The 24,833-nt window shown below is 72.5% G+C and carries 17 protein-coding genes; 6 read left to right on the top strand and 11 right to left on the bottom strand.

The genetic code is table 11. The features are described from left to right. Positions 1–388 precede the first annotated feature (388 nt). Positions 389–2,722, top strand: coding sequence for an immune inhibitor A domain-containing protein (locus tag ABD330_RS00160; protein ID WP_344460007.1), 2,334 nt, complete (start codon positions 389–391; stop codon positions 2,720–2,722). A 186-nt stretch (positions 2,723–2,908) separates the two neighbouring features. Here the strand turns inward: ABD330_RS00160 and ABD330_RS00155 are convergent, their stop codons facing one another. Together ABD330_RS00155 and ABD330_RS00150 are read right to left on the bottom strand one after the other, a co-directional pair. Continuing rightward, entirely contained in the window at positions 2,909–4,099 is a 1,191-nt protein-coding gene (locus ABD330_RS00155; RefSeq protein WP_344459359.1) for a threonine aldolase family protein, read from the bottom strand. 208 nt (positions 4,100–4,307) lie between these two features. Beyond that, the gene (locus tag ABD330_RS00150) at positions 4,308–5,918 is read right to left on the bottom strand and encodes an aldehyde dehydrogenase family protein (RefSeq protein ID WP_344459357.1); all 1,611 of its coding nucleotides are present in this window, start codon (positions 5,916–5,918) and stop codon (positions 4,308–4,310) included. A gap of 709 nt (positions 5,919–6,627) precedes the next feature. On the opposite strand from ABD330_RS00150, the gene ABD330_RS00145 reads away from it, so the two are divergent. Continuing rightward, on the top strand, positions 6,628–7,518 hold the full coding sequence (locus ABD330_RS00145; protein WP_344459355.1) for a M23 family metallopeptidase: 891 nt from the start codon (positions 6,628–6,630) through the stop codon (positions 7,516–7,518). A 145-nt stretch (positions 7,519–7,663) separates the two neighbouring features. On the opposite strand, the gene ABD330_RS00140 is transcribed toward ABD330_RS00145, so the two are convergent. After that, positions 7,664–8,329 carry a TetR/AcrR family transcriptional regulator gene (locus ABD330_RS00140; protein ID WP_344459353.1) on the bottom strand — a complete coding sequence of 222 codons (666 nt, stop codon included), beginning with the start codon at positions 8,327–8,329 and terminating at the stop codon, positions 7,664–7,666. Between the two features lie 224 nt (positions 8,330–8,553). On the opposite strand from ABD330_RS00140, the gene ABD330_RS00135 reads away from it, so the two are divergent. After that, positions 8,554–10,131, top strand: a complete 1,578-nt coding sequence (locus ABD330_RS00135) for an MDR family MFS transporter (RefSeq protein ID WP_425555387.1) — start codon at positions 8,554–8,556, stop codon at positions 10,129–10,131. Positions 10,132–10,277: 146 nt separating this feature from the next. On the opposite strand, the gene ABD330_RS00130 is transcribed toward ABD330_RS00135, so the two are convergent. Then, positions 10,278–11,171 (bottom strand): HhH-GPD family protein, encoded by an 894-nt coding sequence (locus ABD330_RS00130; protein WP_344459351.1) that lies wholly within the window; start codon positions 11,169–11,171, stop codon positions 10,278–10,280. 310 nt (positions 11,172–11,481) lie between these two features. On the opposite strand from ABD330_RS00130, the gene ABD330_RS00125 reads away from it, so the two are divergent. Beyond that, positions 11,482–12,363, top strand: coding sequence for a hypothetical protein (locus ABD330_RS00125; RefSeq protein WP_344459349.1), 882 nt, complete (start codon positions 11,482–11,484; stop codon positions 12,361–12,363). A gap of 451 nt (positions 12,364–12,814) precedes the next feature. Here ABD330_RS00125 and disA read toward each other — a convergent pair whose 3' ends face one another. Next, the gene (gene disA / locus ABD330_RS00120; RefSeq protein ID WP_344460003.1) at positions 12,815–13,873 is read right to left on the bottom strand and encodes a DNA integrity scanning diadenylate cyclase DisA; all 1,059 of its coding nucleotides are present in this window, start codon (positions 13,871–13,873) and stop codon (positions 12,815–12,817) included. A 171-nt stretch (positions 13,874–14,044) separates the two neighbouring features. Next, positions 14,045–15,580: a DNA repair protein RadA gene (radA, locus tag ABD330_RS00115; protein WP_344459347.1), complete on the bottom strand. Its 1,536-nt coding sequence runs from the start codon at positions 15,578–15,580 to the stop codon at positions 14,045–14,047. 184 nt (positions 15,581–15,764) lie between these two features. Here radA and ABD330_RS00110 point away from each other — a divergent pair, with 184 nt between their 5' ends. Beyond that, positions 15,765–17,615: a BACON domain-containing protein gene (locus ABD330_RS00110; RefSeq protein ID WP_344459345.1), complete on the top strand. Its 1,851-nt coding sequence runs from the start codon at positions 15,765–15,767 to the stop codon at positions 17,613–17,615. Positions 17,616–17,723: 108 nt separating this feature from the next. Here the strand turns inward: ABD330_RS00110 and ABD330_RS00105 are convergent, their stop codons facing one another. Further along, a complete protein-coding gene (locus ABD330_RS00105; protein WP_344459343.1) occupies positions 17,724–18,404 on the bottom strand; it encodes a GAP family protein in 681 nt (226 codons plus the stop codon). 48 nt (positions 18,405–18,452) lie between these two features. Further along, entirely contained in the window at positions 18,453–19,808 is a 1,356-nt protein-coding gene (locus ABD330_RS00100; protein ID WP_344459342.1) for a DUF1254 domain-containing protein, read from the bottom strand. Between the two features lie 312 nt (positions 19,809–20,120). On the opposite strand from ABD330_RS00100, the gene ABD330_RS00095 reads away from it, so the two are divergent. Continuing rightward, the gene (locus ABD330_RS00095; protein ID WP_344459340.1) at positions 20,121–21,134 is read left to right on the top strand and encodes an NAD-dependent epimerase/dehydratase family protein; all 1,014 of its coding nucleotides are present in this window, start codon (positions 20,121–20,123) and stop codon (positions 21,132–21,134) included. Between the two features lie 117 nt (positions 21,135–21,251). Here ABD330_RS00095 and ABD330_RS00090 read toward each other — a convergent pair whose 3' ends face one another. From ABD330_RS00090 to ABD330_RS00080, 3 genes are all read right to left on the bottom strand, one after another. After that, entirely contained in the window at positions 21,252–22,301 is a 1,050-nt protein-coding gene (locus ABD330_RS00090) for a family 2 encapsulin nanocompartment cargo protein polyprenyl transferase (protein WP_344459338.1), read from the bottom strand. Positions 22,302–22,449: 148 nt separating this feature from the next. Next, positions 22,450–23,880 (bottom strand): family 2B encapsulin nanocompartment shell protein, encoded by a 1,431-nt coding sequence (locus ABD330_RS00085; protein WP_344459336.1) that lies wholly within the window; start codon positions 23,878–23,880, stop codon positions 22,450–22,452. A gap of 314 nt (positions 23,881–24,194) precedes the next feature. Beyond that, complete coding sequence (locus tag ABD330_RS00080; RefSeq protein ID WP_344459334.1) at positions 24,195–24,761, bottom strand: methylated-DNA--[protein]-cysteine S-methyltransferase; 567 nt, start codon at positions 24,759–24,761, stop codon at positions 24,195–24,197. Positions 24,762–24,833 lie beyond the last annotated feature (72 nt).

The raw sequence follows: 24,833 nt of genomic DNA, 5'->3' as shown, positions 1-24,833 counted from the left end.
GCGATCGGTCACCTGACGCGATCGGCCGCCTGACGCACTACCAGCTCCTGCCCCCGGTGAACAGCCGGGGGCAGGAGCTTTTTCACGCCTCTTTAGGTTTACATGGCTTCATCTTTGCTGTGATGAAACCCACGACGATCCCAGCCGTTCGGCGGGTTCCCCTGGTCGTTCGAATACGACGGATACCCCTGCCTAGCAGGTCGACATGAGAGTCGAATGATCGTCAGATGAACGAAATCGGCGGAGGATAGCGCCGTGCCATGTCATGGTCAAGGTCTTTCTTTTTTACCTTCTCTTGGATCAAATGTGCCCCACCTGTCTTTCATAGGTTCACCGGCAGGCCAAGAGCGTGCCGGCATGGGGAGGACGTCACACCTTGAAGATATCCATGAGGAGCGTCGCGGCCGGTGCCGCCGTGGCGGTCATCGCCTCACTCGGCATACTGCCCGGATCGGCCACCGCCGCGCCGGCCAACATCTCCGCACACGACCCGTCGGGGACTGCCCAGGGCCCTGCCGACTACGACCTGCCCGGCCCGCTGACCGAGAAGGTCAAGGCCGAACAGAAGGAGGCCACCCAGCAGCTCCTGGCCGGCACGGCCAAGGTCGAGCAGCACGGTGGTGGCACCAGCGTGAAGCTCGGTCCCGAGAAGTACGTGGAGCTCAGCCGTCAGCGCACGGACAAGATCTTCACAATCCTGGTCGACTTCAGCGACCAGGTGGACAACACCACCAAGACCGCCGACGGCAAGATCAAGTACGGCGGCACCCCCGGCCCGCAGCACAACCAGATCGAGAAGCCGGACCCGGCCACCAACAACTCGACCGCCTGGCAGGCCGACTACAACCAGCAGCACTACCAGGACCTGTACTTCAGCAAGACCCAGAACTCGATGAAGACCTTCTACGAGCGGCAGTCCTCGGGCCGCTACTCGGTCGACGGCCAGGTCTCGGACTGGGTCCGGGTGCCGTGGAACGAGGCCCGCTACGGCTCCGACTTCTGCGGCGCGCACATCTGCAACAACGCGCAGGACCTGATCCGCGACGGCATCAACGCCTGGGTCGCCGACCAGAAGGCCAAGGGCCAGACGGACGCTCAGATCAAGGCCACGCTCTCGCAGTACGACCAGTACGACCGGTACGACTACAACCACAACGGCAACTTCAACGAGCCCGACGGTTACATCGACCACTTCCAGATCGTGCACGCCGGCGAGGACGAGTCCGCCGGCGGCGGCAAGCAGGGCACCGACGCACTCTGGGCCCACCGCTCGTACGTCTACGGCACCCAGGCCGGCCAGACCGGCCCGGAGGGCAACAAGCTCGGCGGCACCCCCGTCGGCGACACCGGCATCTGGGTCGGCGACTACACCATGCAGCCCGAGAACGGCGGCCTCGGCGTCTTCGCCCACGAGTACGGCCACGACCTCGGCCTGCCGGACCTCTACGACACCACCGGCAAGGACGACAACTCCGTCGGCTTCTGGTCGCTGATGTCCTCGGGTTCCTGGCTCGGCGCGGGCAAGAACCAGATCGGCGACACCCCCGGCGACTTCGACGCCTGGAGCAAGCTCCAGCTCGGCTGGCTGAACTACGACAAGGCCACGGCCGGCACCACCTCGACCCACACGCTCGGCCCGGCGGAGTACAACACGGACAAGGCCCAGGCCCTGCTCGTCACCCTGCCGAAGAAGACCGTCACCACCGAGATCAACACCCCGTTCGCGGGCACCGGTGAGTGGTGGAGCGGCAGCGCCGACAACCTCGACGTCTCGCTGACCCGTGACCTCGACCTGACCGGCAAGACTTCGGCGACCCTGGCCGCCAAGGGCTGGTACGACCTGGAGCAGGACTTCGACTACGGCTACGCCGAGGTCTCCACCGACGGCGGCGCCCACTGGAACGTGCTGGACGGCACCTTCAACGGCACCGCCATCGCGAAGAACGCGGCGGGCAAGGCCGGTCTGACCGGCTCGTCCAAGGGTGCCTGGGGCGACCTCTCGTACTCGCTCGACGCGTACGCCGGCAAGGCCGTCAAGGTCCGCTTCCACAACACCACCGACGGCGGCGTGCACAACCCGGGCTTCGCGATCGACAACGTCGTGGTCACCGCCGACGGCGCCACCGTCTTCACCGACGGCGCGGAGAACGGCGACAACGGCTGGACGGCGACCGGGTTCTCCCGGATCTCCGGCAAGTTCTCCAAGGACTACGCCCAGTACTACCTGGCCGAGAACCGCCAGTACGTGTCGTTCGACACCACCCTGCAGGTCGGCCCGTACGTCTTCGGCTCCGCCAAGAAGGCGGGCTGGGTGGACCACTACGCCAACCAGAACGGCCTGCTGATCTGGCTGTGGGACACCTCGCAGTCCGACAACAACGTCACCGACCACCCGGGCCAGGGCCTGATCCTCCCGATCGACGCGCACCCGACCCCGCTGAAGTGGGCCGACGGCACCCTGATGCGCTCGCGCCTCCAGGGCTACGACTCGACCTTCACCTTCGACAAGACGGACGGCCTGAAGCTCCACAAGGCCGACCAGCTCACCACGATCTACCCGACCGGTGGCGTCCGTGGCTTCAACGACCACACGCACACCTACTGGGACCCGTCGACGCCGTACAGCAGCGTCAAGGTCCCGGACACGCACACCGGCATCTCGATCCTGAACGAGAGCCCGGACAAGATGGAGACCACCGTCCAGGTCAAGGTCATCCGCTAGTCCCGGACCGGCCTCCGGGCCAGCCCGGCCTGACTTCGCCTGACCTGGTGTCACTTGGCCTGGCCTGGTGTGGCCTGGCCTGGTGTGACTCGACGACAGCTGCTGCGGCCCCGGTGCGACATGCCGGGGCCGCAGTGCTGTCCGGACAGCAAGGTCCGGACCTTGCCCGGACCGGGCCCGGAGGTGTCAGAGCAGCGCGAGGAAGGAGGAGGCCGCCTCGGTGATCTCCTTCGGGGTCCACTCCAGGGCCGCGGCGGCGATCGTCACCTCGGTGTACGAGAGACCGGGGAGGCCGGGCTCGGTCCACCTCCCGAACAGGCCGATGCCCTGCTCGTCGGCGAGGCGCAGGTTCGCCTCGTCGAGGACGTCCGCCGGGTACGGGAGCCAGAGTTGGAACTGGTGCGTGTGCGGGGGCTCGGGGTTGACCCGGGCGCCCGGGAGGGCCGCCAGGACCTCCGCCGCCACCTTCGCGTGGTCCACGTACGCCTCCAGGCGCGGCAGTTCACGATCCAGCCCGGCCAGGGCGGAGAGCGCGGCGGGCCACTGCTGGAAGAGCTGGCCGCCGTACCGGTGGCGCCAGATCCTCGCCTCGCGGACGGTGTGGACGTCCCCGGCCAGCGCCGCGCCGCTGATCCCGCCGAGCGTCTTGTAGAACGAGATGTAGACCGAGTCCGCCAACTCGGCGATCTCGGACAGGGAGTGGCCCAGGTGGTAGACCGACTCCCAGAGCCGGGCACCGTCCAGGTGGACGGCCCGGCCGGCCTCCCGGGCCGCCGCGACCGTCGCCGTCAGCTCGTCCCAGGTCGGCAGGACGAACCCGGCCTCACGCAGCGGGAGTTCGAGCATCAGGACGTCGTAGTCCTCCTCGATGTCCCGGACTTCCTGTGCGGTGGGGAGACGCGGCGCCGTGGTCGGCCAGACCGACTGAAGGCCGGTCAGCCGGGAGTAGGCGCGCCGCTCGTGCTGCTCGGGGTGGGAGAGCGGGTGCATCGCCACCGTCCGGTGCTCGCTCGACCAGCACCGCAGCGCCACCTGCTGGGCCATCGTCCCGGTCGGGAAGAAGGCGGCGTCCGGCATGCCGAGCAGCCCGGCGACCCGCTGCTCCAGCGCCCGCACCACGCCGTCCCCGTAATGGTCGGGAGACTCGTCCAGGTCGTACGCCGCTTCGGCGTCCGTGGTCAGGCCGGCCAGCCGCTCGCGCAGGTTCTGCGGGCGGGCACCGGAGAAGAACCGGTCGCACCGGCGCAGCGCCGCGAACCGGCGCTCCTTCAGACCGGCGGTCGGGACCGCGTCGGCGGGGACCGCGTCGCTGAGGACCGCGTCGGCGGGGACCAGGGTGGGGGTGTCGCCGGGCGTGGCGCTGGGTGTGTCGGTCATCCGTTGATCATCCCGCAGGAGCAGGGACGCGCAACCGCATAAACCGTCGGAGGTGATGTCCCCGGCGGTTGCCTGAGCGGCCGCCGGGGGTGTCGGGGATATCGAGGGCGTTGGAGAGTGCCAGGGGACGTTGGAGAGTGCCAGGGGACGTTGGGGAGTGCCAGGGGGCGCCGGGAACCGCCGGGGCAGGGGTCCCGGGCCCGGTGGCTCAGCGCACCGGGTAGAGGGAGTAGGACGGGAAGTTGCCGTAGAGCTTCTCGTCCGGGCCGTCGGCGCCGTAGGTGACGGCCCGGACGAGCAGGTCACCGCCGACGAACGCGCCCTTCCAGGAGGCTCCCAGCCCGCCGAAGACCTCCTCACGGTCGCCCCGGCTGCGCGGCTTGTTGATGCCGACCTTGAAGGCGAGCAGGTCGGGGGCCACCCGGTCGGCGAACTCCTGGTCGTCGGTGGCGAGCGAGGCGACCAGCGAGCCGTTGCCCGCGTTCATCGCGGCCAGCAGCTCGGACTCGGTGTCCACCAGCACGATGGAGTCGAGCGGGCCGAACGGCTCGGAGTGGTGCAGCGCCCAGCTGGCCGGCGGGTTGAGGACGGCGGCCGGGGCCAGGTAGGCGGCCCGGGACTGGCCGGGCAGGAAGCTGCCCTGGTCGAGGTCCCCCACGTGCAGCGGGACGGCGCGGGCGGCGACGGCGCTGTCGAAGTGGGCCCGGAGCTCGGTGGCCTTGGCGGCGTGGATGACCGGGCCGAAGTCGAGTTCGGGCAGCGGGTCGTCGGGGGCGGCGACGGCCAGCGGGTGGCCGAAGCGCAGGCTGCCGAGCACGCCGAGGTAGGTCTCCAGGAAGGCCGGGAAGAGCGAACGCTGCACGACGTAGCGCGGGTACGCGGTGCACCGCTGCTTCGCGTACTCGAACCCCTTGCGCAGGTGCGCGGCGAGCGCGGGCCAGTCGCTGTAGCGCCAGACGCCCCAGGTGTTGAGGCCCTCCTGCTCCAGGAAGTGGCGGCGGTTCAGGTCCGCGAGCGAGGTGGCGGCCTTCCGCCCGTTCGCCCGGCCGCCCACGAAGGCCAGCGCCCCGAGCCCGTCCGCCCGGATCAGCGCGTCGGCGATCTTGCTGCCCTCGCCGGAGAGCAGGGTGACGGGCAGCCCGGCCCGGAGCATCACGGCGTGGGCGAGGGTGAGGCAGTGGAAACCACCCTGCGAGGGGGTTTTGGCGACCACCGCGTTGCCGGCCAGCAGCTGGACCAGCTCGGCGTGCACCTGCACGCTCATCGGGTAGTTCCAGCTGGCGATGTTCGAGACCGGGCCCGGCAGCGGCGTACGGCCGTCCAGCTGCCGTTCGATGTTGTCGAGGTACCAGCGGACGCCGTCCAGGGCCCGGTCGACGTCGGCGCAGGCCAGCCGCCACGGCTTCCCGATCTCCCAGACCAGCAGCAGTGCCAGCAGGTCGCGCTGCTCGGTGAGACCGTCCACCGCCGCCGCCACCCGTGCCTTCCGCTCGTCCAACGGGACCTTCCCCCAGGCGGTGTGCTGCTCGATCGCGAAGGCGACGGCGCTCTGCGCCTCGTCCATCCCGATCCGGGGCGGTCCGGGGATCTCGGTGCCGTCCAGCGGCGTGGTGTGCTCGCCGGGGGCGCCGACGGCCCGCCACTCGCCGCGTACGAGGTTGAGCAGGCGGTCGGCGGCGAAGGCTTCGGGGGCCTGCTGGACGCACCGGGCGTAGGTCTCGGACCAGGAGGTGCCGGGCTTGAGTTGTGCGGCGGCCGGGCGTGGGGGTGTCGCCTGCGGGTTCGTCGGCTGCTGGGCTGTCGTCTGCGGTGCCGTCATGAGGAGGTCCTCCGGTCGGGGAAGGTTTCTCAGGCAGGTGGGGTGAGACGGGTGCGGTCGGGCGGGTGCGGTCGAGCGGGTGGGTCGGTCCGGGCGGGTGGGCCGGTCCGGGCGGATTGCCGCCCGTGCGGCGCGGGCTCAGCCTGGCACGTGGCCCTGCGCCTGGACAGCCCGTCCGTGGAATGCCGTCCGGCGGGGCTGTGGCCCGGGCCACGATTGGCCTCCCGACAACCAGGGTAGGCACGCGCCGTCCCGGCCGCCGAGGACCGGTGGACGACGCGCTCCCGGTGGCGATTGTCACAGGGCGCCACGGTGTTACGAGGCGGAGTAGTCGTGGAGTGGTGGACGAGCGGCGCGCGCTCCGGCGGCGGCGCTACGGCGGTCCAGCAGTGGCCCAGCCGTGGCCCAGCGGCGGCATCGCGGCCGCCCGCCGGGGGCGGTGGCGGGCATCGCGGGCGCGCCACCATCCGATCAGAGGGATTAACCATGATCGGATCAACTGACCATTAGGCCGACGGCTTGAAGTTGGCGGGCGCGGACACTACACGCCGTAGTAGGTACGTGATTTGGGGCAGGACGTTATGACCGTATTACATCTGTTTGGTCCTACCAGCCCGGCGAGCCCCAGCGGCTCGGCCCCGCGCTGCCCCCGACCACGAGGTGCCGTCACTTGATGCCTTCCCCGCAACCCGCCCGCCACCGACTCGCCATGGCAGTCCCCCACCGCACTCCGGCCCTGCTCCGGCCGGCTGCCTCCTGGCTCCGGGAGCGCCGCTCGGTGGTGGCCTGGAGCGGAGCGATGACGCTGGCTTTCGGTGCACTGCTGATCCCGGTCTCGGCCTCCGCCCAGACCGTCCGGCCGACCGCTCCGGGCGGCTCGGTCTTCACCGCCGCCCTCGCCTCGCCCCCCGCCTCGGCGGAGGCGGCAGCGGGTGATGCGGCAGCCGGTACGGGCGCCGCGCGGGAAGGAGCGTCGGGGGCCACGACGGTGGGAAAGCGGGCCCGGCCGGGGAAGGCCGTCACGGGGAGCCTGGTCCAGATCGCGACGCCGATCGCGTACCAGCTGCCGAGCTCGGCCTCCCCCCAGGACGCCGTGGCGGTGGCGCGCGACCTGGCACCCGCCACTCCGGCGGCCCCGCCGCCCGCGCCCGCCCGCGCGGCCGAGCCCGCACCGGCGCCCGCGCCGCCACCCGCCTGGTACGCACCGGCCCCCGGCGCGCCGATCACCAACCCGTACGGGGTGCCCAACGCCGAGTACGCGGCGGGGTACCACACGGGTGTCGACTTCGCGGTGGACAGCGGCACGCCACTGCACGCCGTGGGCGACGCCACCGTGGTCTCGGCCGGGTGGGCGGGCGCCTACGGCAAGGAGGTCGTGCTGCTCCTGCCGGACGACCACTACGCGCAGTACGCACACCTGTCGTCCCTCTCGGTGAGCGCGGGGGACACGGTGGCGGCGGGACAGGAGATCGGGCAGTCGGGGAGCACCGGCAACTCCACGGGACCGCACCTGCACTTCGAAATCCGGACCAGCAACCACTACGGGGCCGTGGTGGATCCGATCGGCTACCTGTCGGAGCACGGTGCGACCGACTTCTAGAGGTTGACGGAGGCGCGATGACGGATGACAGATTTCAAAATCTGTCATCCGTCATCTGCCGACCGTCATCGGTCATCCGCAGTCGCCCAGCCGTCAGCCGTCAGCCGTCAGCCGTCAGCCGTCAGCCGTCAGCCGCATCCTCTACCTACCGCGCCGGCTGCGGCTCGATCCGCCCGGCGATCTCCAACGCGACCTCCAGGGCCGCCGTCATCGCCTCCGCCAGCGTGGTGTCGTTCACGTCGACCCCGACCCCGCAGGCTTCGGCCACGGCGCCCTGCTCGGCTCCCGCCGCACCCACGACCTCCGCCGCCGCCTGCTGGTCGTGCTTCAGCAGGAAGAACGCAGAGTTGATCGCGAACAGCGACATGGTGGCCCGCAGCCGGTCCTGGAAGTTCGCGTCGGGCCCGTGCACCAGCCCGATCATCGCCAGCATCCGGGACTTGAACTCCAGCCCGGCCGGGGACTCCCGCAGGGCCGGCTGGTTGTCGTGGAAGAACCGCAGCAGCGGCATCCGCTCGGCCATCCCGTCCGCGAACCGGCGGACGGCCTCGTCCCGCAGCTCGGGCGACCACTCCTTGCCCTCGCCCCACGCGATGGCCTCGTCGATCGGCGCCGCCATGCTCTGGACGATGCCGAGGACGATGTCGTCCTTGGTCTTGAAGTGGTAGTACAGCGCGGCCTTGGTCACCCCGAGCCGGTCGGCGATCTCCCGCAGCGAGGTCTTCTCGTACCCCTGGCCGGCGAAGAGTTCCAGCGCCACGTCGATGATGCGCGCCCGGGTGTCACTGCGGGGGCTCTGCGTCGTACTCATGGCTTGCTGGCCTGCCTCATGACTGCGTGGTCGGTGACGGGGACGCCGATCTGCGGGAGTCCGCCCGGAGTGCATTCTCCCTGCCCGCGGGCCTTCGGCCGAAACCGGCTTGACGCCCGCCTTATGGACAACTTACCGTGCGACCGGACGATTCACTAGCCGGTCGTCAAGTAAGTGTGCCGAGAGGCCCGGCAACCGGCACCACGCTCACCGGGAGACGCACCATGTCACAACAGCAGGTCGAGACTGCGGCGGAGAACCCTCCCGCCGGAGTCGAGGGGGCCGACCCCACCCCCAGGTCGCCGCGCGAGATCCGCCTGGTGATGATCGGGCTGGTGGTCGCCATGCTGCTGGCCATGCTCGACAACCTGATCGTCGGCACCGCGATGCCGACCATCGTCGGCGACCTGCACGGCGCCGAGCACCTGTCCTGGGTGGTGACCGCCTACACCCTGGCCACCGCCGCCTCGACGCCGATCTGGGGCAAGCTCGGCGACCTCTACGGCCGCAAGGGCAGCTTCCTCACGTCCATAGTCATCTTCCTGGTGGGCTCGGCGCTCTCCGGCCTGTCCCAGTCGATGACCCAGCTGATCGCCTTCCGCGCGATCCAGGGTCTGGGCGCCGGCGGTCTGATGGTCGGCGTGATGTCGATCATGGGTGCCCTGGTGGCTCCGCGTGACCGTGCCAAGTACCAGGGCATGTTCGCCGCCGTGATGGCGCTGGCCACCGTCGGCGGCCCGCTGGCCGGCGGGTTCATCACCGACCACTTCAGCTGGCACTGGATCTTCTACATCAACCTGCCGCTCGGCCTGGTCGCCCTCGCCGTCATCGTGGTCACCCTGAAGCTCCCGAAGGTCCGCTCCACCGCGAAGATCGACTACCTCGGCGCCGTCCTGCTCACCGTGGGCATCACCTCGCTGGTCCTGATCACCACCTGGGGCGGCCAGCAGTACGCCTGGGGCTCGAAGGAGATCCTCGGCCTGGCCGCGCTCGCCGCCGCCTCGCTGATCGGCTTCTGCTACGTCGAGCAGCGGGTCGAGGAGCCGATGCTCCCGCTGGCGCTCTTCAAGAAGCGCAACTTCTCGATGGTCTCCATCATCGGCTTCATCGTCGGCTTCTCGATGTTCGGCGCCGTCACCTTCCTCCCGCTCTACCAGCAGACCGTCCAGGGCGCCTCGGCGACCAACTCGGGCCTGCTGCTGATGCCGATGATGTTCGGCATGCTGGTGGTCTCGCTGGTGGTCGGCCAGGCCGTCAGCAAGACCGGCAAGTACCGGATCTACCCGATGATCGGCACGACCGTGATGGCCGGCGGCTGCCTGCTGCTCTCCACCCTCGGGGTCGGCAGCAGCAGCTTCACCTCGGCCTGCTTCATGGTCGTGCTCGGTGCGGGCATGGGCTTCCTGATGCAGATCACCATGCTGGTCGCCCAGAACAGCGTCGAGCTCAAGGACATGGGCGTGGCCAGCTCGACGGCCACCCTGTTCCGCACCATCGGCGGTTCGTTCGGTGTCGCGCTGTTCGGCGCTCTCTTCAACGACCGGGTCACCGCGACCATGAAGGCGGCCGGCGGCAGCGGTGCGGTCAAGGGCTCCGGCCAGCTGGGCCCGGCGCAGCTGCGGAAGCTGGACCCGGCCGTCCAGGACGCCTATCACCACGCCGTCTCCAACGGCATCCACACCGTGTTCCTGTGGGGCGCCGTGATCAGCCTGGTCGCGGTCGCCGCCGCGGTCTTCCTCCGCGAGATCCCGCTGCGCGGCGGCCCCGGCCAGCAGGCCGAGGCGCAGCTCGAAGGCATCTGACCGCCCGCAGTACCTGAGACCGCGCCCGCCCTGGTCCCCCCGGGGCGGGCGCTTCCATGTCCCGCCGCGGCCTGCCCCGCCCCGCCCTGAGCGGATCCGTCCCGAGCGGATCGGCCCCGGACGGATCCGTCCGGAACCGGCAGCCGTCAGACCGGCAGCCGGTACACCCCGGGGGCGACCGGGTCGACCAAGCCGTCCTTGACCAGTCCGTCCAGCGCCCGCGCCCGCTGCACCGGCTCGGGCCACACGGCGTCCAGCCGGGCCTGCGGCACCGCTCCGTGCGCCTCCCGCAGGACGGCCAGCAGCTTGCCGCGCACCTGGCGGTCCGTCCCCTCGTACGTCTGCCCGCGCCGGGCCGGGCCCTGGTACGGCGGCTTGCCGGCCGCCTGCCAGGCGCAGTGCCGGAGCAGCGGGCACTCGGCGCAGTCGGGGTTGCGGGCGGTGCAGACCAGTGCGCCCAGCTCCATCACCCCGACCGCCCAGGTCGCGGCGGTCTCGGCGGTGGCGGGCAACAGCTCGGTCGCGGCCCGGCGCTCGGCGGCCGTGGTGGCCTGCGCGGGGAACTCGACCCCCGTCACGGCACGGGCGAACACCCGGCGGACGTTGGTGTCCAGCACCACGTGGCGCTGCCGGTAGGCGAACGAGGCGACGGCCGCGGCGGTGTACTCGCCCACGCCGGGCAGCGCCAGCAGCGCGGCGTGGTCCTCCGGCACCTGGCCGCCGTGCTGCTCGGTGATCGCCACGGCGGCGGCGTGCAGCCGCAGCGCCCGGCGCGGGTAGCCGAGCCGGCCCCACATCCGGACCGCCTCGCCCGCCGCGTCGGCGGCGAGGGCGGCGGGGGTGGGCCAGCGTTCGAGCCAGGCGGCGTAGGCGGGCAGCACCCGCTTGACCGGGGTCTGCTGGAGCATGAACTCGCTCACCATGACCGCCCAGGGCGACGCCTCGGCGGTGCGCCAGGGCAGGTCGCGGGCGTTGGCCTCGTACCAGTCGAGGACGGTCGAGTGGAGCAGTGCGGCGGGGGCGGGGGAAGTGGCAACCATGGCTCCTCGATCCTCCCATGTCCGCGCCGCGCGGTCGGTCGGAAGCCGGTTCTCCCCACGGAACCCCGGTGCTGCGGGGTGCCGCCGGGGTGCCCGTTCGCGCGGCCGAGCCGGTTCGGGGACGGTACGGACCCGATCTGCGAACCGGTCGCGACCGTTCCCCGGAGCCCTCGCAGGGATGATCGCCGACGAACGAGGCGGTCTGCGTCCGGCTCCCCCATCCGGAGCAAATGGCGGATCATGTGAAGGAAGCGACGCCAGAACAGTGTTGATGCGTCAACGGGTGCACACAGTCTCGTAGAGTTTGCGCGTGCCCTCTCTGCGTCAACCCGTGGGACCGCTGCCGGCCTCGATCTACTGGCGGCGGCGCGTCGTCGTGCTCGGCGCGCTGGTCGCCGTGCTCGCCGTGCTGCTCTGGTTGACGTCGGGTCAGGGCGGTGGCGGAAAGTCGGACAAGACCGCGCTGCCGGCCCCGGCGCAGTCGATCACGCCCGGTGCGACCCCGAGCGGCCCGGCGATCACCAGCCGCCCCGGCGGGACCGGCGGCGGCGGTTCGGGCTCCACCGACGCGCCCAGCGGCAGTGGCGGCGTGTCGGGCAGCGGCGGCGGCGAGGTCAGCCTGACCGGTGGCGGCTCCGGCGGCAGCGGTACGGCCGGCACCGGCACGACGGCCGGCGGTACCGGCGGCTCCTCCGGCGGAACGGGCGGAGCAGGGAGCAACGGCGGCGCGGGCGGCGGGTCCACGGGCCAGCCTCCGGTGAACACCGCCGAGGTGATGGCCCTCCCGGTCTGCACCGCCTCCCAGGTGACCCTGGAGCTGGCCGGTTCGCAGAACTCGTACGAGCTCCGGGACAAGCCCCGCCTCGCCCTCACCGTGCGGAACGCCTCCGGCTCCAACTGCCGGGTGGACCTGGGCCGCGCGGCCTCGACCATCGTGGTGACCTCGACCACCAACGAGCGGATCTGGTCCTCGGGCGACTGCCCGACGGACCACCAGAGCACCTGGGTGCAGATCCCGGCGGGCACCGGCCTGACCGAGACGTTCAGCTGGGACCGCAGCCGCAGCAAGCCGCAGTGCGCCACGGCCGACGCTACGGCCGCCCCCGCCGGGAACTACCTGGTCCAGGCCTACCTGAACGGCCCGGCCGGCGGCCCGGTCACGGCCCGCACCTCGGTACGCCTGGAGGGCTGACGACGCCCGCCCCGGCCTGAAACCAGCCTTTCCGGTCATCCGGCGGGGTGGTCCGGCGGCATCGGGGCGGTCCGGCTGTGACGCCACGGTGAACACGCCGAACTGATCGTCACACCGGAGGGTCGCAGGCAGCCGCCGCGGACCGTTCTGTCCGGGTTCGCGTCGGCGGCGCAGGTGCTCCGATGTCCGCCGGATGTCCGGGACATGACGACGCGAAAGACACCTTGTCCCGTCCCGGTGGAGCCATCACTCTGGTGACAGCAGCTCGGCGGGCCGCCCCACCGGCCCGTCGAGAAGCCCCCTGGCCAGGTCGGCCGCCACCCGCGCCGGGCACGGCTTCAGCACCGAGCCGAGCCCGGGGCCGGGGCCGACCCAGGCCCGATCCGGGCCCTCAGACGTGGCGTTCTCAGACCCAGCGCTCTCAGACCCAGCGCTCTCAGACGCGGCGTTCTCAGACGTAGCGTTCCAGGATGGACGATTCTGCGAGCCGGGACAGCCCCTCGCGGACCGATCGCGCCCGCGTCTCGCCGACGCCCTCGACGGTCTGCAGGTCGTCGATGCTCGCCGCGAGCAGCTTCTGCAGCCCGCCGAAGTGCTCGACCAACCGCTCGATGACGGTGTTGGGCAGCCGGGGGATCTTGGCCAGCAGGCGGTACCCGCGCGGCGAGACGGCGGAGTCCAGCGACTCCGGGGAGCCGGAGTAGCCGAGCGCCTTGGCGACGGTCTGCAGGTCCAGCAGTTCGGCGTGGGTGAGCGCCTCCAGGTCGGCGAGCACCTCGGGCACCGTGCGGCCGCGCTTGGCGGCCCGCTCGGGGAAGTAGTCGCGGGCGACCAGTTCCCGCTCGGGCTCGACTCCCTGGATCAGCTCGTCCAGCTGGAGCGAGAGCAGCCGGCCGTCCGTACCGAGCTCCAGGACGTACCCGGCGATCTCGGTCGCGATCAGCCGGACCATCTCCAGCCGCTGGGCAACGGCGGTGACGTCCCGGACGGTGACCAGGTCCTCGATCTCCAGGGCGGAGAGCGTGCCGGCCACCTCGTCCAGGCGCAGCTTGTAGCGCTCCAGGGTGGCCAGTGCCTGGTTGGCACGGGAGAGCACGGTCGTCGAGTCCTCCAGGACCCGGCGGGTGCCGTTGACGTACATGGCGATCAGCCGCATCGAGTGCGAGACGGCCACCACCGGGTAGCCGGTCTGGCGGTTGACCCGCTCGGCGGTGCGGTGGCGGGTGCCGGTCTCGTCGGTGGGGATGGTCGAGTCGGGCATCAGGTGCACCCCGGCCCGGACGATCTTGGTGATGTCCTTGTCGAGCACCACCGCGCCGTCCAGCTTGCACAGCTCGCGCAGCCTGGTGGCGGTGAACTCGACGTCCAGCACGAAGCCGCCCGTACAGACCGACTCGACGGTCTTGTCGAAGCCCAGCACGATCAGACCGCCGGTGTTGGCCCGCAGCACCCGCTCCAGTCCGTCGCGGAGCCCCGTCCCGGGGGCGATGGCACTGAGGGAGGCCCGCAGCAGGGCCTCCTCGCGGGGGGACTTGTCCACCCGGTCGCTGGCTGCCACGTGACTCCTCCGGTCGACCCGGACCGTGTGGCGTGGCGCCCGACGGCCTGTCGCTAATTACTGCACTTCATGCCAATTAGACAGGGCAAAGTCTAACTGCGTGCGGCAATAACAAGGTCTGGGTCAGGCCAGTTCGTCGGAATCGATCGGATCCCACCCCTCCATGAGCTCCTCCGGATAGGCCGGAACGGGCTGCACGGCAACCGACTTGGACTCCGTACGGCCCCCCGCCCGAGCCGCTCCGGCGCCGCCCGGGCGAGCCTCCGCGCGCGGCTTCGCGGCGGCCCGGCGACGGCCCGGGATGGCCTGCAGCGCCTCGCCGATGTCCGAGACCTCGACCACCGTCATGCCCCGGGGGACCTTCCCCGGATCCGGTGGAACGAGGGCGTGGGTGAAGCCCAGCCGGTGCGCCTCCGCCAGGCGGCGCTGCACGCCCGTCACCCGGCGGACCTCGCCGGCCAGGCCGACCTCGCCGATCGCCACCAGGTTGCTGGGCAGCGGGGTGTCGGAGGAGGAGCTCGCCACGGCGAGCGCGATGGCCAGGTCGGCGGAGGGCTCGCTGAGCTTCACGCCGCCGACCGTCGCCGTGTAGATGTCCTGCTTGCCGAGCTTGACGCCGCCGTGCCGCTCGACCACGGCGAGGATCATCGCGATCCGGGGCGACTCCAGCCCGGAGGTCGTCCGGCGCGGCGAGGGGATCTGCGAGTCGACCATCAGCGCCTGTACTTCGGCGACCAGCGGACGGCGGCCCTCCAGAGTGACCGTCAGACAGGTGCCGGGCACCGGCTTGTCACGCCGGGTCAGGAACAGCCCGGACGGGTCGGCGAGACCGGCGATGCCCTCGTCGTGCAGCTCGAAGCAGCCGACCTCGTCCGTCGCGCCGTACCGGTTCTTGATGCCCCGGATGATGCGCAGCCGGGCGTGCCGGTCCCCCTCGAAGCTGAGGACGACGTCGACCAGGTGCTCCAGCAGGCGCGGGCCCGCGATCGAGCCGTCCTTCGTGACGTGGCCGACCAGCAGGGTGGCCATGCCGCGCTCCTTGGAGACCCGGATCAGCGCCCCGGCCACCTCGCGGACCTGGGCCGGGCCGCCGGGCGCGCCGTCCAGCTCGGCGGAGGCGATGGTCTGCACCGAGTCCAGGATCAGCAGCCCGGGGTTGACCTGGTCGATGTGGCCGAGGACGGCGCCGAGATCGGACTCGGCGGCCAGGTAGAGGTGGTCGGAGAGCGCGTTGATCCGGTCGGCGCGCAGCCTGACCTGCCCGGCCGACTCCTCGCCGGTGACGTACAGCGTGCGGTGCCGGTCGCTCGCCGCCTTGGCCGCCACGTCCAGCAGCAGGGTGGACTTGCCGACACCGGGCTCGCCCGCGAGCAGCACCACCGCCCCCGGGACGATGCCGCCGCCGAGCACCCGGTCCAGCTCGGGCACACCGGTGCTGCGGGCGGTCGCGACCTGGCCGTCCACCTGCCCGATCGGCTTGGCGGGCGAGCTGACCGGCCCGGCGGCCGTCGTCCGGATCGGCACCGCGCCGTACTCCTCGACGGTGCCCCAGGCGTTGCACTCCGGGCAGCGGCCGACCCATTTGGGCAGCTGGTTCCCGCACTCGGTGCAACGGTAGGCCGGGCGCGGCTTGGCGGTGGTCTTCGTACGGGCTGCCATGCGGCCCACCGTAGCGGGTGGGTACGACAACGCCGGACGGGACGGCGGGCGGCGGGCGGCCGCGGGACGCGGCGGAGGGATGCGCGGACAGCGGCGGGCACGGATGACGGTGTTGTTACCCGAAAGAAGTACAACAGCAGGGAATCGCCCGGGCCCGGCCCGCCGTCTCTCTACCGTCTGTCGGGTGACCACCAGACTGGCCCCCCAGGCTTCCCCCACGCTCCAGGGCTACGAACACCACGTCGACGGGCTCTTCACCTACTGCCTCTCCGTCCTCTGCGAGCACGACGCGGCGGTCGCCGCCGTCCGAGAGGTGCGGGATCTCGCGCTGCGGCACGGTGCCCGGCTGGCCGAGCCGGGGCTGCTGCGGGCCTGGCTCTACTCGCTGGCGCGGCACTGCTGCCTGCGGCGGCTGGGCCCCGGCCCCGGGCGCGCCGAGGCCGCCAGGGGGCCCGGGGGCGTTGGCGGACCGGCCCCACAGGCCCCGCAGGCCGCGCAGGCCGCCGAGCGGCAGCGGGAGCTGGCCTCGCTGGCCTGGCCGGAGGCGGCGGGCACCACGGCCGAGCAGCGTGAGGCGTTGGAGCTGGCGGTCCGGCACCGGCTGCGGCCCGAGGAGATCGCGGCCGTGCTGGGGCTGTCCGGTGCGGCGGCGCAGGCCCTGCTCTCGGCGGCGGGCGCCGAAGTGGGCCGGACCAGGGCCGCGCTGCTGGTGCTCGGCGTCGGCAGCTGCCCGGTACTGGCGCAGCTGGGCGGGGTCGGCGCGGAGAGCTGGCGCGGCTGGGTGCTCGGCCCCGCACTCCGCCGTGAGCTGGTGCAGCACGTGCTGGACTGCCCGACCTGCCGGGGCACCGCCGAGCGCGTCGCGGAGGTTCCGACGGCACCCGGGACGCCCGGGCCGACGGGAACGACGGGAACGGCCGGGGCAGGCGGCCGGACGGACGGGCCGGACACCCCGGACGGGCTCGCCGACCTCTCCGGGCTGCCGATGCTGCCGGCCCCTGCGGCCGTACGGGCCGGGTCCGGCGGGTCCGCCGTCCTCGGCGGACCCGGCATCCCCGAGTCGCACGGGGCGCACGAGTCGGCGGGGGCCGCCTTCCTGGCCGGGGCGGCGGCCGGGCGGCGGGCGGTCCGGGCCGACGACGCTGCGGACCTGCTCGACCTGCGGTTCGACCAGCGCGGTTTCCCCCGGCACCGGGCCCCCGGCCCGGGGCGGGGGCTCACCGGGCGCGGGCTGGCGGTGCGTCAGCGGATGGTGACCACGGGGGTGCTCGCCGCCGTGCTGACGGCGCCGGTGGTGGCGCTCTGGGTCGCCCATCGCGGGGGCGACCCGGCCGGGACGGTCTCCTCGGTGCGGGTGGACAGCGCGGTTCCCACCCAGGCCGCTTCGGCGGTGCCGGAGGCCGCCGTGCGTCCGGCAGGCGGCGGGCTGCAACTGGCCGGGGCGGCGGGTGCAGAAACGTTGCTGCCGATGGTCCAGGGCGCGGCCGTGCCCGTACCGTCCCGGGGCGCGTCCGCGCCCGCGGCTCACCCCGCGCCACCGGCCTCCGGCGGTACGGCCGCCGACCCGGCTCCGGCGCCCGCACCCGCGCCGGCCGCCGGGCAGCTGACGGTCGAGGCCAACGACTACGCGGGCCGCACGATCCTCACCCTGACCAACTCCGGCGGCACCGCGATCGATTGGCACGCCGTGGTGGACGCCGCCTGGCTCCGCCTCAGCCGGGACTCCGGCTCGCTCGACCCGGGCCAGCGGATCACCGTGACGGTGACGGTGGACGAGAGCCGCGCGCCGCAGACCCACTGGACGGCCCGGATCGCCCTCCCGCCGTCCGAAGCGGTGGTCACGCTGGAGGGCGGCCCCCCGGCGCCGACCGGGCAGCCCACCCCGCCGCCCACCTCGTCGGCGCCCCCGAGCACCGGTCCGTCGCCGTCCCCGTCCGCCAGCCCCTCCAGTGCCCCGCCACCGACCCAAACCCCGACGCCGACCGCTCCGGCCACCGCCTCCCCGGCTTCGCCGTCCGCACAACCGGCGTCGTGACACCCGTCGTGACACCCGTCGTGACGGCCGTCGTGACGGCCGTCGTGACGGCCGTCGTGACGGCCGTCGTGACCAGCAGCGCCCCCGAGGGCCCGGGGGCGCGCTCCGTCACCTGGTCAGGCCCGAGAGCGCGTCACCCACGTACCCGCTGCCGAGCACGACCAGCACCACCGGCGTGATCGCCGAGCTGTGGACCGACGCCCAGGCCTTCCACTCGCCGAGCACCTTCGCGGACCGTTCCCCGTCGAAGAGCCCGAGCAGGTGGACGGCGAGCGGGAGCAGCGTGCCCATCGACCCCAACAGCACCATCAGCATCACGGCCACCGCCTTGTCACCGCCGTCCGCAGCGGACGTGGCGATGGCGGCCCCGCCACCGACCGCCAGCACGAGGTTCTTCGGGTCGGCCGCGACCAGCGCCACGGCCACCCCCGCCGCCCGCGCCGGGCCGAGGCGGTCGACGGCCCGCAGCCAGACCGGCGGACCGTGCACCCGTCCCTCGCGCGGCCGGGCCCGCCATGCGGCCGCCCCGAGCCCCAGCAGCACCCCGCCCAGCGCCAGGCCGAACCAGGACGACCAGGCCGGGTGCGGGCCGCTGGTGTCGAGGCCGGAGCCCACCAGCACCGCCGCCGTGGCCACCGCCGACAGCGCCGCGACCCACCCCAGCGCGAAGGCCGCAGCCGCCGTCCGGCCGCGCGGCCCGGCCAGCATCAGGACCACCGCCGTCAGCGGCAGCGGGCTGAGCGCGATGCCCACGGCCGAGGCCAGCATCCGGCCGACCGCGTCACCCACCGGCGGGCCGCCCGGGCCGGGGCCCCGCCGGGTGGGACGAGCCGCGCCTCACCTGGGCCGGATCCCCGGCAGCCGGTAGGAGCCGTCCAGCACCTCGGCTCCCGGCTGGTACATCCGGATCACCGGCCGGAACTCCCCCGCCGGGGCGGGCAGCCAGTTCGCCGCCTCCGCCGGGTCGGCCGGCGGCCGGTGCCGGAGGTGGAGGGTGAGCGAGCCGTCCGCGCCGTACACCAGGCCCGGGGTCCGGTCGCCGACCGAGTAGCGGCCGGCCGGGTTGGCGACCAGCGCCAAGTCCGGGAGGTCGTACACGGTCACCGACCAGAAGGCGCCGACCGGCGGAGTGGCGTCGAAGCGCAGGGTGTACGAGCGGGCGCCGGTGAGCACCCCGCCCTCGGTGTCCTCGACGGTGCTCGCGTACGCGGCTTCGTAGGCGTGGTTGCCCCAGAGCCCGGTCCGGGCCGCCACCGCCCGGGTCAGGTAGGCGGCGCGCCGGTCGGCGATCCGCCACCGCGGGTCGTCGAGGGTGCCGGGACCGAGCTGGTCCAGGTTGTAGTCGAAGAGGTGGAGGTTGGCGTTCCACTCCCCCGCCGGCTGCCCGGCCGGGCGGTCCTCGGGCGGCCTGCTCGCCTGCTCGACCCGGTCCTCCCCTGCGGCCAGCCCCTCGGCCAGCGCAGCCGTCCACTCGGCCGCGGCCCCGGGGTAGGGGGAGGCGCCGGTGTCCAGCAGTCCGAGCGGTGCGAAGCGCTGCTGGTACTCGATGTCCGGCGCGGCGGGCGGGAAGGCCGCCATCCACCGGCGCAGCCGCTCCAGGAACAGCAGCTCCGCCGGCGTCCCCGGGTCGGGCTGCGGGAGCCCCGCGTACACCCCGCCCGGCTCCAGCGGCGCGAGTGCCAGCCGCTGCTGGAGGGCGCGCACGCGCGGCAGGTCCGCCGGGCCGTCGCAGGCATAGCGGCCGACGATGCTCGCGACGGTGGTCGGGCAGGTCATCACACCGACGCCGGGCGGGGGTGTGCCGTGCCAGTGCGGCGGGGTGAGCAGCAGGCGCTGCTCGGCGGTCCCGGTGGCCCGGCGGCCGACGTAGGCGAAGTTGTTGGTCCAGGCGTCGACGAACTGGAGCACGTAGTACGCCCCGCCGCTGTCCGGGACGTCCAGCAGCAGCGGACCGCCGGAGAGGTCCAGCAGCGCGACCGAGTACACGGTGTCGTTGTTGACCGGGACGACCCCGGCTCCCGCGACGGTCGGCCCGCCCGAGTGCCCGAACCGGTTGAAGTCGGTGGGCGGCGTGCTGCCGATGCCCCGGGTGCGGAAGGTGTCGACCCTGGTCAGATCGGCGACCAGCGCGGAACCGTAGACGTACGCGTCGGCGGCGAGTGCCACCAGGGCGGCCGAGGCGGCATCGGTCATGCGGGTCCCTCCACTGTCGCTGCCTTCCGGTGCCGCCGACCGGGCCGCAGCGGCAGGCCCTGCCTGGTCGGCGTTCGGCCGTGGTGCAGACCGACGGCCGGTCGTTCGACCGGCCGGGTCCGACATGGACATACGGGTCCGACATGGACATAGGGGATATAACGCCCCGGGTGGATGCTATGCGCAGTCCGCCGGGCCGGCACCTCGACCCCGGCTCGGGCCGGGCCCCGTCCGGGTCCTGCCCATGCCCTGGGCGCTCAGCTCGCAGTGAACCTCAGTTCGAGTCGGGCCGATCCGGGTGAAGCTTGCGCCATGGACATCCTGATCATCGGCGGCTCCTCCTTTCTCGGGCGCGCCTACGTCTCGGAGGCGCTGCGCCGCGGCCACCGGGTCACCACCTTCAACCGTGGGATCTCCGGCGCCGACCAGCCGGGTGTCGAGGCCGTCCGGGGCGACCGGAACCTCCCCGCCGACCTGGAACGGCTGATCGCCGACCGGCACTGGAACGCCGTGGTGGACACCGCCGGCCAGCAGCCGCACGCCGTCGGGCTGGCCGCCCGGCTGCTGCGCCCGCACACCGGCCACTACACCTTCGTCTCCTCCGTGCACGCCTTCGCGGACTGGGGGAAGCTGCCGGTGGACGAGAACTCCGGCACCCACCCGTGCCCGGCCGACACCCCGCCCGACCAGCCGCCCGGCAACCACCTGAAGGCCGGGTGCGAGCGCGCGCTGCTGGAGGAGTTCGGCGCCGATGGGTCGCTGATCCTGAACTGCGGCCTGCTCATCGGCCCGTACGAGAACATCGGCCGCCTGCCCTGGTGGCTGGAGCGGATCGCCCGGGGCGGGCAGGTGCTGGCCCCCGGCGACCCGGCACGCGGGATGCAGCTGATCGACGCCCGGGATTTCGCCGCCTTCGGCCTCGACCTGGTCGAGCAGGGCCGGACAGGCCGGTACATCACCACGAACCGGCCCGGCAGCAGCACCTTCGGCGAACTGCTCGACGCCTGCGTGCAGGCCACCGGAGCCGAGGCCGAGCAGGTCTGGACCGACGAGGAGCTGCTGCACTCCGCCGGAGTGCAGCCCTGGACGGAACTGCCGATCTGGGCTCCCGACCAGTCCGACTGGGCGGCGATCTGGCACGCGGACAGCTCCCGGGCCCATACCGCCGGGCTCCGCTGCCGCCCGCTCGCCGAGACGGTGCGCGACACCTGGGGCTGGCTCCAGGAGCGCGGGCCCGCCGCGCAGCCGTACCGGCAGGGCACGATCCCGCTCGGGATCACTCCCGAGAAGGAACGCGAGATCCTGGCGGACAGCGCCGGCCGGTAAGAAGTTCCGCGGTGGAGCCTCCGCCCGGAACGGCTCCAGGGGGCGTGTGCGGGGACACACCCACACGCCCCCTGGTCAGCCTGCCGCTCCGGCCTACTGCTCCGGCCAGCGGCCCGGTCAGCGGCTCCGGCGGGTGACCAGCTCGGCCAGTGCGAGCAGCTCGTCGGCGTCGGCCGGGTCGGGCACGGCGTCGGCCAGGTGGCTCATCGCGGCCGCCATCCGCTCGCAGGACTCGCTCTGCGCCCAGGCCCGGCCGCCGGCCGAGTCCACCGCCGCCGCGGCGGTCAGCAGTTCCTCGGGCGTCAACGGACGGTCGAGCGCATACAACTCGGCGAGCACCGCTCCGGCGGCCGTACCGGACTGCAGTGCGAAGACCACCGGCAGGGACTTCTTACGCGCCGCGAGATCCGCACCGACCGGCTTGCCGGTGACGGCCGGGTCGCCCCAGATCCCGATCAGGTCGTCGATCAGCTGGAAGGCGAGTCCGATCTCGCGTCCGAAGGCCTCCATCGCGTTCGCCGTCGGCTCGTCGCCGCCCGCGTACAGCGCCCCCAGCGCACAGGCGCAGCCCAGCAGGGCCCCCGTCTTGGCGTCCGCCATGGCCAGGCACTCGGCCAGCGAAACGTCACTGCGTCGCTCGAACGCACAGTCGCTCTGCTGCCCGGCGCAGAGCTCGACCACGCAGTCCGCCAGGCGGCGGACTGCTGCCGAGGAGGCCGGGTGGCCGTCCTCGGCGAGGAGCCGCAGCGCCAGCGCGTGCATGGCGTCGCCCACCAGAACGGCGTCGGTGGTACCGAAAACCTTCCAGGCGGTGGGCCGGTGGCGGCGGGTCTCGTCCCGGTCGATGACGTCGTCGTGCAGCAGGGTGAAGTTGTGCACCAGCTCGACGGCGGCCGCCGCACGTACCGCGTCGGCGGGCCGGCCGCCGACGGCCCGGGTCGCGGCGAGCACCAGGGCCGGGCGGATCGCCTTGCCCGCGCCGGCCTCGGACGGCTTGCCGTCCGCCTCCCACCAGCCGAAGTGGTAGCCCGAGATGTGCCGCGCGGACTCCGGCAGGGAGTCGACGGCCTCCCGCAGCGCCGGATCGACGACCGCCCTGGCACGGGCCAGCACGGCGGCGGCCTCGTGGCCCTCCCGCTGATCACGCTCTAGCGCGAAAATCCCCATGTCTGTCTGCCCCCACGTTCGCTCGGCTTGGTTGTCCCCGCCCGGGCAGCCGTGCGCGAGCGCCCCGGCCGACCCGGCCGGACCGCCGCACACGGCTGCCCGTACTCGCTCAGGTTTTGCGCTCAAGTTTTGCGCGCAGGTTCTGCTCTCAGTCGCGTCCGTGGGCGATATCGACGTTCTCCAGCACGCCGACCGCGTCAGGAACGAGAATGGCGGCGGAATAGTAGGCGCTGACCAGGTAGGAAATGATCGCCTTTTCGTTGATGCCCATGAACCGGACGGAGAGGCCCGGCTGGTACTCGTCCGGGATACCGGTCTGGTGCAGGCCGACGACGCCCTGGTTGTCGGCTCCCGTACGCATCGCGAGGATCGAGCTGGTGTGACCGCCCACGATCGGGATCTTGTTGCAGGAGAAGATCGGCACCCCGCGCCAGGCCGGGACGTGGTGCCCGTGCACTTCGACCGGCTCCGGATAGAGCCCGCGCCGGTTGCACTCCCGGCCGAAGGCGGCGATCGCCTTGGGGTGGGCCAGGTAGAACTTGGTGCCCCGGCGGCGGGTCAGCAGCTCGTCCATGTCGTCCGGAGTGGGCGGGCCGGACCGGGTCTGGACCCGCTGCTCGTAGTCGGCGTTCTGGAGCAGGCCGAACTCGGGGTTGTTGACGAGCTCGTGCTCCTGGCGCTCGCGGAGCGCCTCGATCGTCAGCCGGAGCTGCTGCTCGGTCTGGTTCATCGGCTCGTTGTAGAGGTCGGCGACCCGGCTGTGCACCTGGAGCACCGTCTGCGCGACGCTCAGCTCGTACTCACGCGGCGCGAGCTCGTAGTCGACGAAGGTGCCGGGCAGCTCGTGCTCGCCCCGGTGGCCGGCCGACATGTCGATGGCGGCCTCACCCTTCTTGGTCTGCGGCTGCCCCGCGGCGGTGAGGTAGCCGAGCACCTGGTCGCGCAGCCCGGCGGAGCGGCCCACCAGCTCCTCGAAGGCGGTCAGCGGCAGTGCGAGCACGGTGCCCGCGGTGACCGCCTTGACGGAGTGGCTCCAGAGCGCGTCGGCCTGCGACAGGGCCTCGTCCCCCAGCCGGTCGCCGTCGGCGAGCACGCCGAGCAGTGCGGGCTCGCCGTACTTGCCGAGGCCGACCCGGTTCGCCTTCCCGTGGGCGATCAGGAAGATCTCGTCGATCGGACGGCCCGCCTCGGCCAGCACCTCACCCGCCGCGAACTCACGCCGGCTGAACCGGCCGGCGAGCTCGACCAGCAGCGCGTCGTCCTCGAAACCGCTCAGCACCGGCAGCTCGCGCAGCGACGGCGGCACGATCCGCACCTCGGAGCCGGTCTTCACGAAGCTCACCCGGCCGCGCCCGACCGCGTACGTCAGCCGCCGGTTCACCCGGTACGTACCCCCGGGGACCTCCACCCAGGGCAGCATCCGGAGCAGCCACCGCGAGCTGATCTCCTGCATCTGCGGGGCGGACTTGGTGGTCGTCGAAAGGTTCCTCGCGGCTGCGGTGCCGAGGCTCGACTGCTGCGCTTGAACGTCCGGCGGCCCGCCCGGTGCGGGAATGCCGATACCGGTCTCGGTGGACATGAAAGAGAGCCCTCCCCATGAGCGCATGACGCATCGTCACTTTTCACTCACCATTGTTGGGCCGTCCGGGGCGCCCGTGCAATCACTCGTTCGAGTGATCAATGCCGGGGGATAATTAGTACGAGACGATCATTTGGTCGATTTTATTTCGATCACTTGATCGACCGCTCCGATCGTTTCCGCATGTCATGGCGGTGGAACCCGCACACCCGTCCCCAAACCCTCGAACACCACCCGCCGCACCTCGTCGGCCCACCGACCATCCGACCGTACCGGCGTACGGGCGTACCGGCGTACGGCCCAGGGGCAGAGGATCAGGGGGCCGCGTCGGGCCCATCCCAGTCGAGGGTCGCCGGGAGGACCCCCTCCAGGGTGAGCAGCCAGCGCTTGATCTCCATCCCGAGCGGTCCACCGCCGAAGCCCCCGAGCCCGTCCGCCGCGACCACCCGGTGGCAGGGGACCAGCAGCGCCAGCGGGTTCGCCCCCATCATCTGGCCGACCGCCCGCGCGGCGACCCCGCCGACTCCGGCCAGGTCGTCGAACACGCCGCTGCGCCTGGCGAGTTCGCCGTACGTGATGGTGGCGCCGTACGGGACCTCGGCGAGCAGCGTCTGGAGCACCACCCGGTGCGGGCCCGAGGTGAAGCGCCAGTCGATCGGCAGGGCGAAGGTCCGGCTGCGCCCCTGGAAGTACTCGTCCAGCCGGGCGGCGACGGTGCGTGCGCGCGCCTCATCGGTGCAGTCCGGCGTGCCGGCCCGGCCCGGCACGCCGGCCACCGACTCCCCGGCGAACGAGCAGGCGGCGACGCCGAGGTCGGTGACCGCGAGGCGGACCGGCCCGCTGGGCAGCGGGGTCCCGACGGTGACCCAGGAGATCGACATGACCGGCACGCTACCGGGCCGGCTGACGACCGGTGGGGCGGACCTGTGATCAGCCCCGGAACCTGCCGGGGG

Origin of the sequence: Kitasatospora kazusensis, from assembly GCF_039529945.1 — a bacterium.
GTDB lineage: Bacteria > Actinomycetota > Actinomycetes > Streptomycetales > Streptomycetaceae > Kitasatospora > Kitasatospora kazusensis.
Note: the sequence above shows the minus strand (reverse complement) of the source record. Positions and strands in the feature narration are given on the sequence as shown.

Bases quoted from the DNA above. Each gene is read 5' to 3' on its own strand.
- ABD330_RS00100 (WP_344459342.1), bottom strand. From the start codon at position 19,808: ATGACCGATGCCGCCTCGGCCGCCCTGGTGGCACTCGCCGCCGACGCG.
- ABD330_RS00130 (WP_344459351.1), bottom strand. From the start codon at position 11,171: ATGGTTGCCACTTCCCCCGCCCCCGCCGCACTGCTCCACTCGACCGTC.
- ABD330_RS00135 (WP_425555387.1), top strand. From the start codon at position 8,554: ATGTCACAACAGCAGGTCGAGACTGCGGCGGAGAACCCTCCCGCCGGA.
- ABD330_RS00090 (WP_344459338.1), bottom strand. From the start codon at position 22,301: ATGGGGATTTTCGCGCTAGAGCGTGATCAGCGGGAGGGCCACGAGGCC.
- ABD330_RS00145 (WP_344459355.1), top strand. From the start codon at position 6,628: ATGGCAGTCCCCCACCGCACTCCGGCCCTGCTCCGGCCGGCTGCCTCC.
- radA (WP_344459347.1), bottom strand. From the start codon at position 15,580: ATGGCAGCCCGTACGAAGACCACCGCCAAGCCGCGCCCGGCCTACCGT.
- ABD330_RS00080 (WP_344459334.1), bottom strand. From the start codon at position 24,761: ATGTCGATCTCCTGGGTCACCGTCGGGACCCCGCTGCCCAGCGGGCCG.
- ABD330_RS00155 (WP_344459359.1), bottom strand. From the start codon at position 4,099: ATGACCGACACACCCAGCGCCACGCCCGGCGACACCCCCACCCTGGTC.
- ABD330_RS00160 (WP_344460007.1), top strand. From the start codon at position 389: ATGAGGAGCGTCGCGGCCGGTGCCGCCGTGGCGGTCATCGCCTCACTC.
- ABD330_RS00085 (WP_344459336.1), bottom strand. From the start codon at position 23,880: ATGTCCACCGAGACCGGTATCGGCATTCCCGCACCGGGCGGGCCGCCG.
- ABD330_RS00140 (WP_344459353.1), bottom strand. From the start codon at position 8,329: ATGAGTACGACGCAGAGCCCCCGCAGTGACACCCGGGCGCGCATCATC.
- ABD330_RS00095 (WP_344459340.1), top strand. From the start codon at position 20,121: ATGGACATCCTGATCATCGGCGGCTCCTCCTTTCTCGGGCGCGCCTAC.
- ABD330_RS00150 (WP_344459357.1), bottom strand. From the start codon at position 5,918: ATGACGGCACCGCAGACGACAGCCCAGCAGCCGACGAACCCGCAGGCG.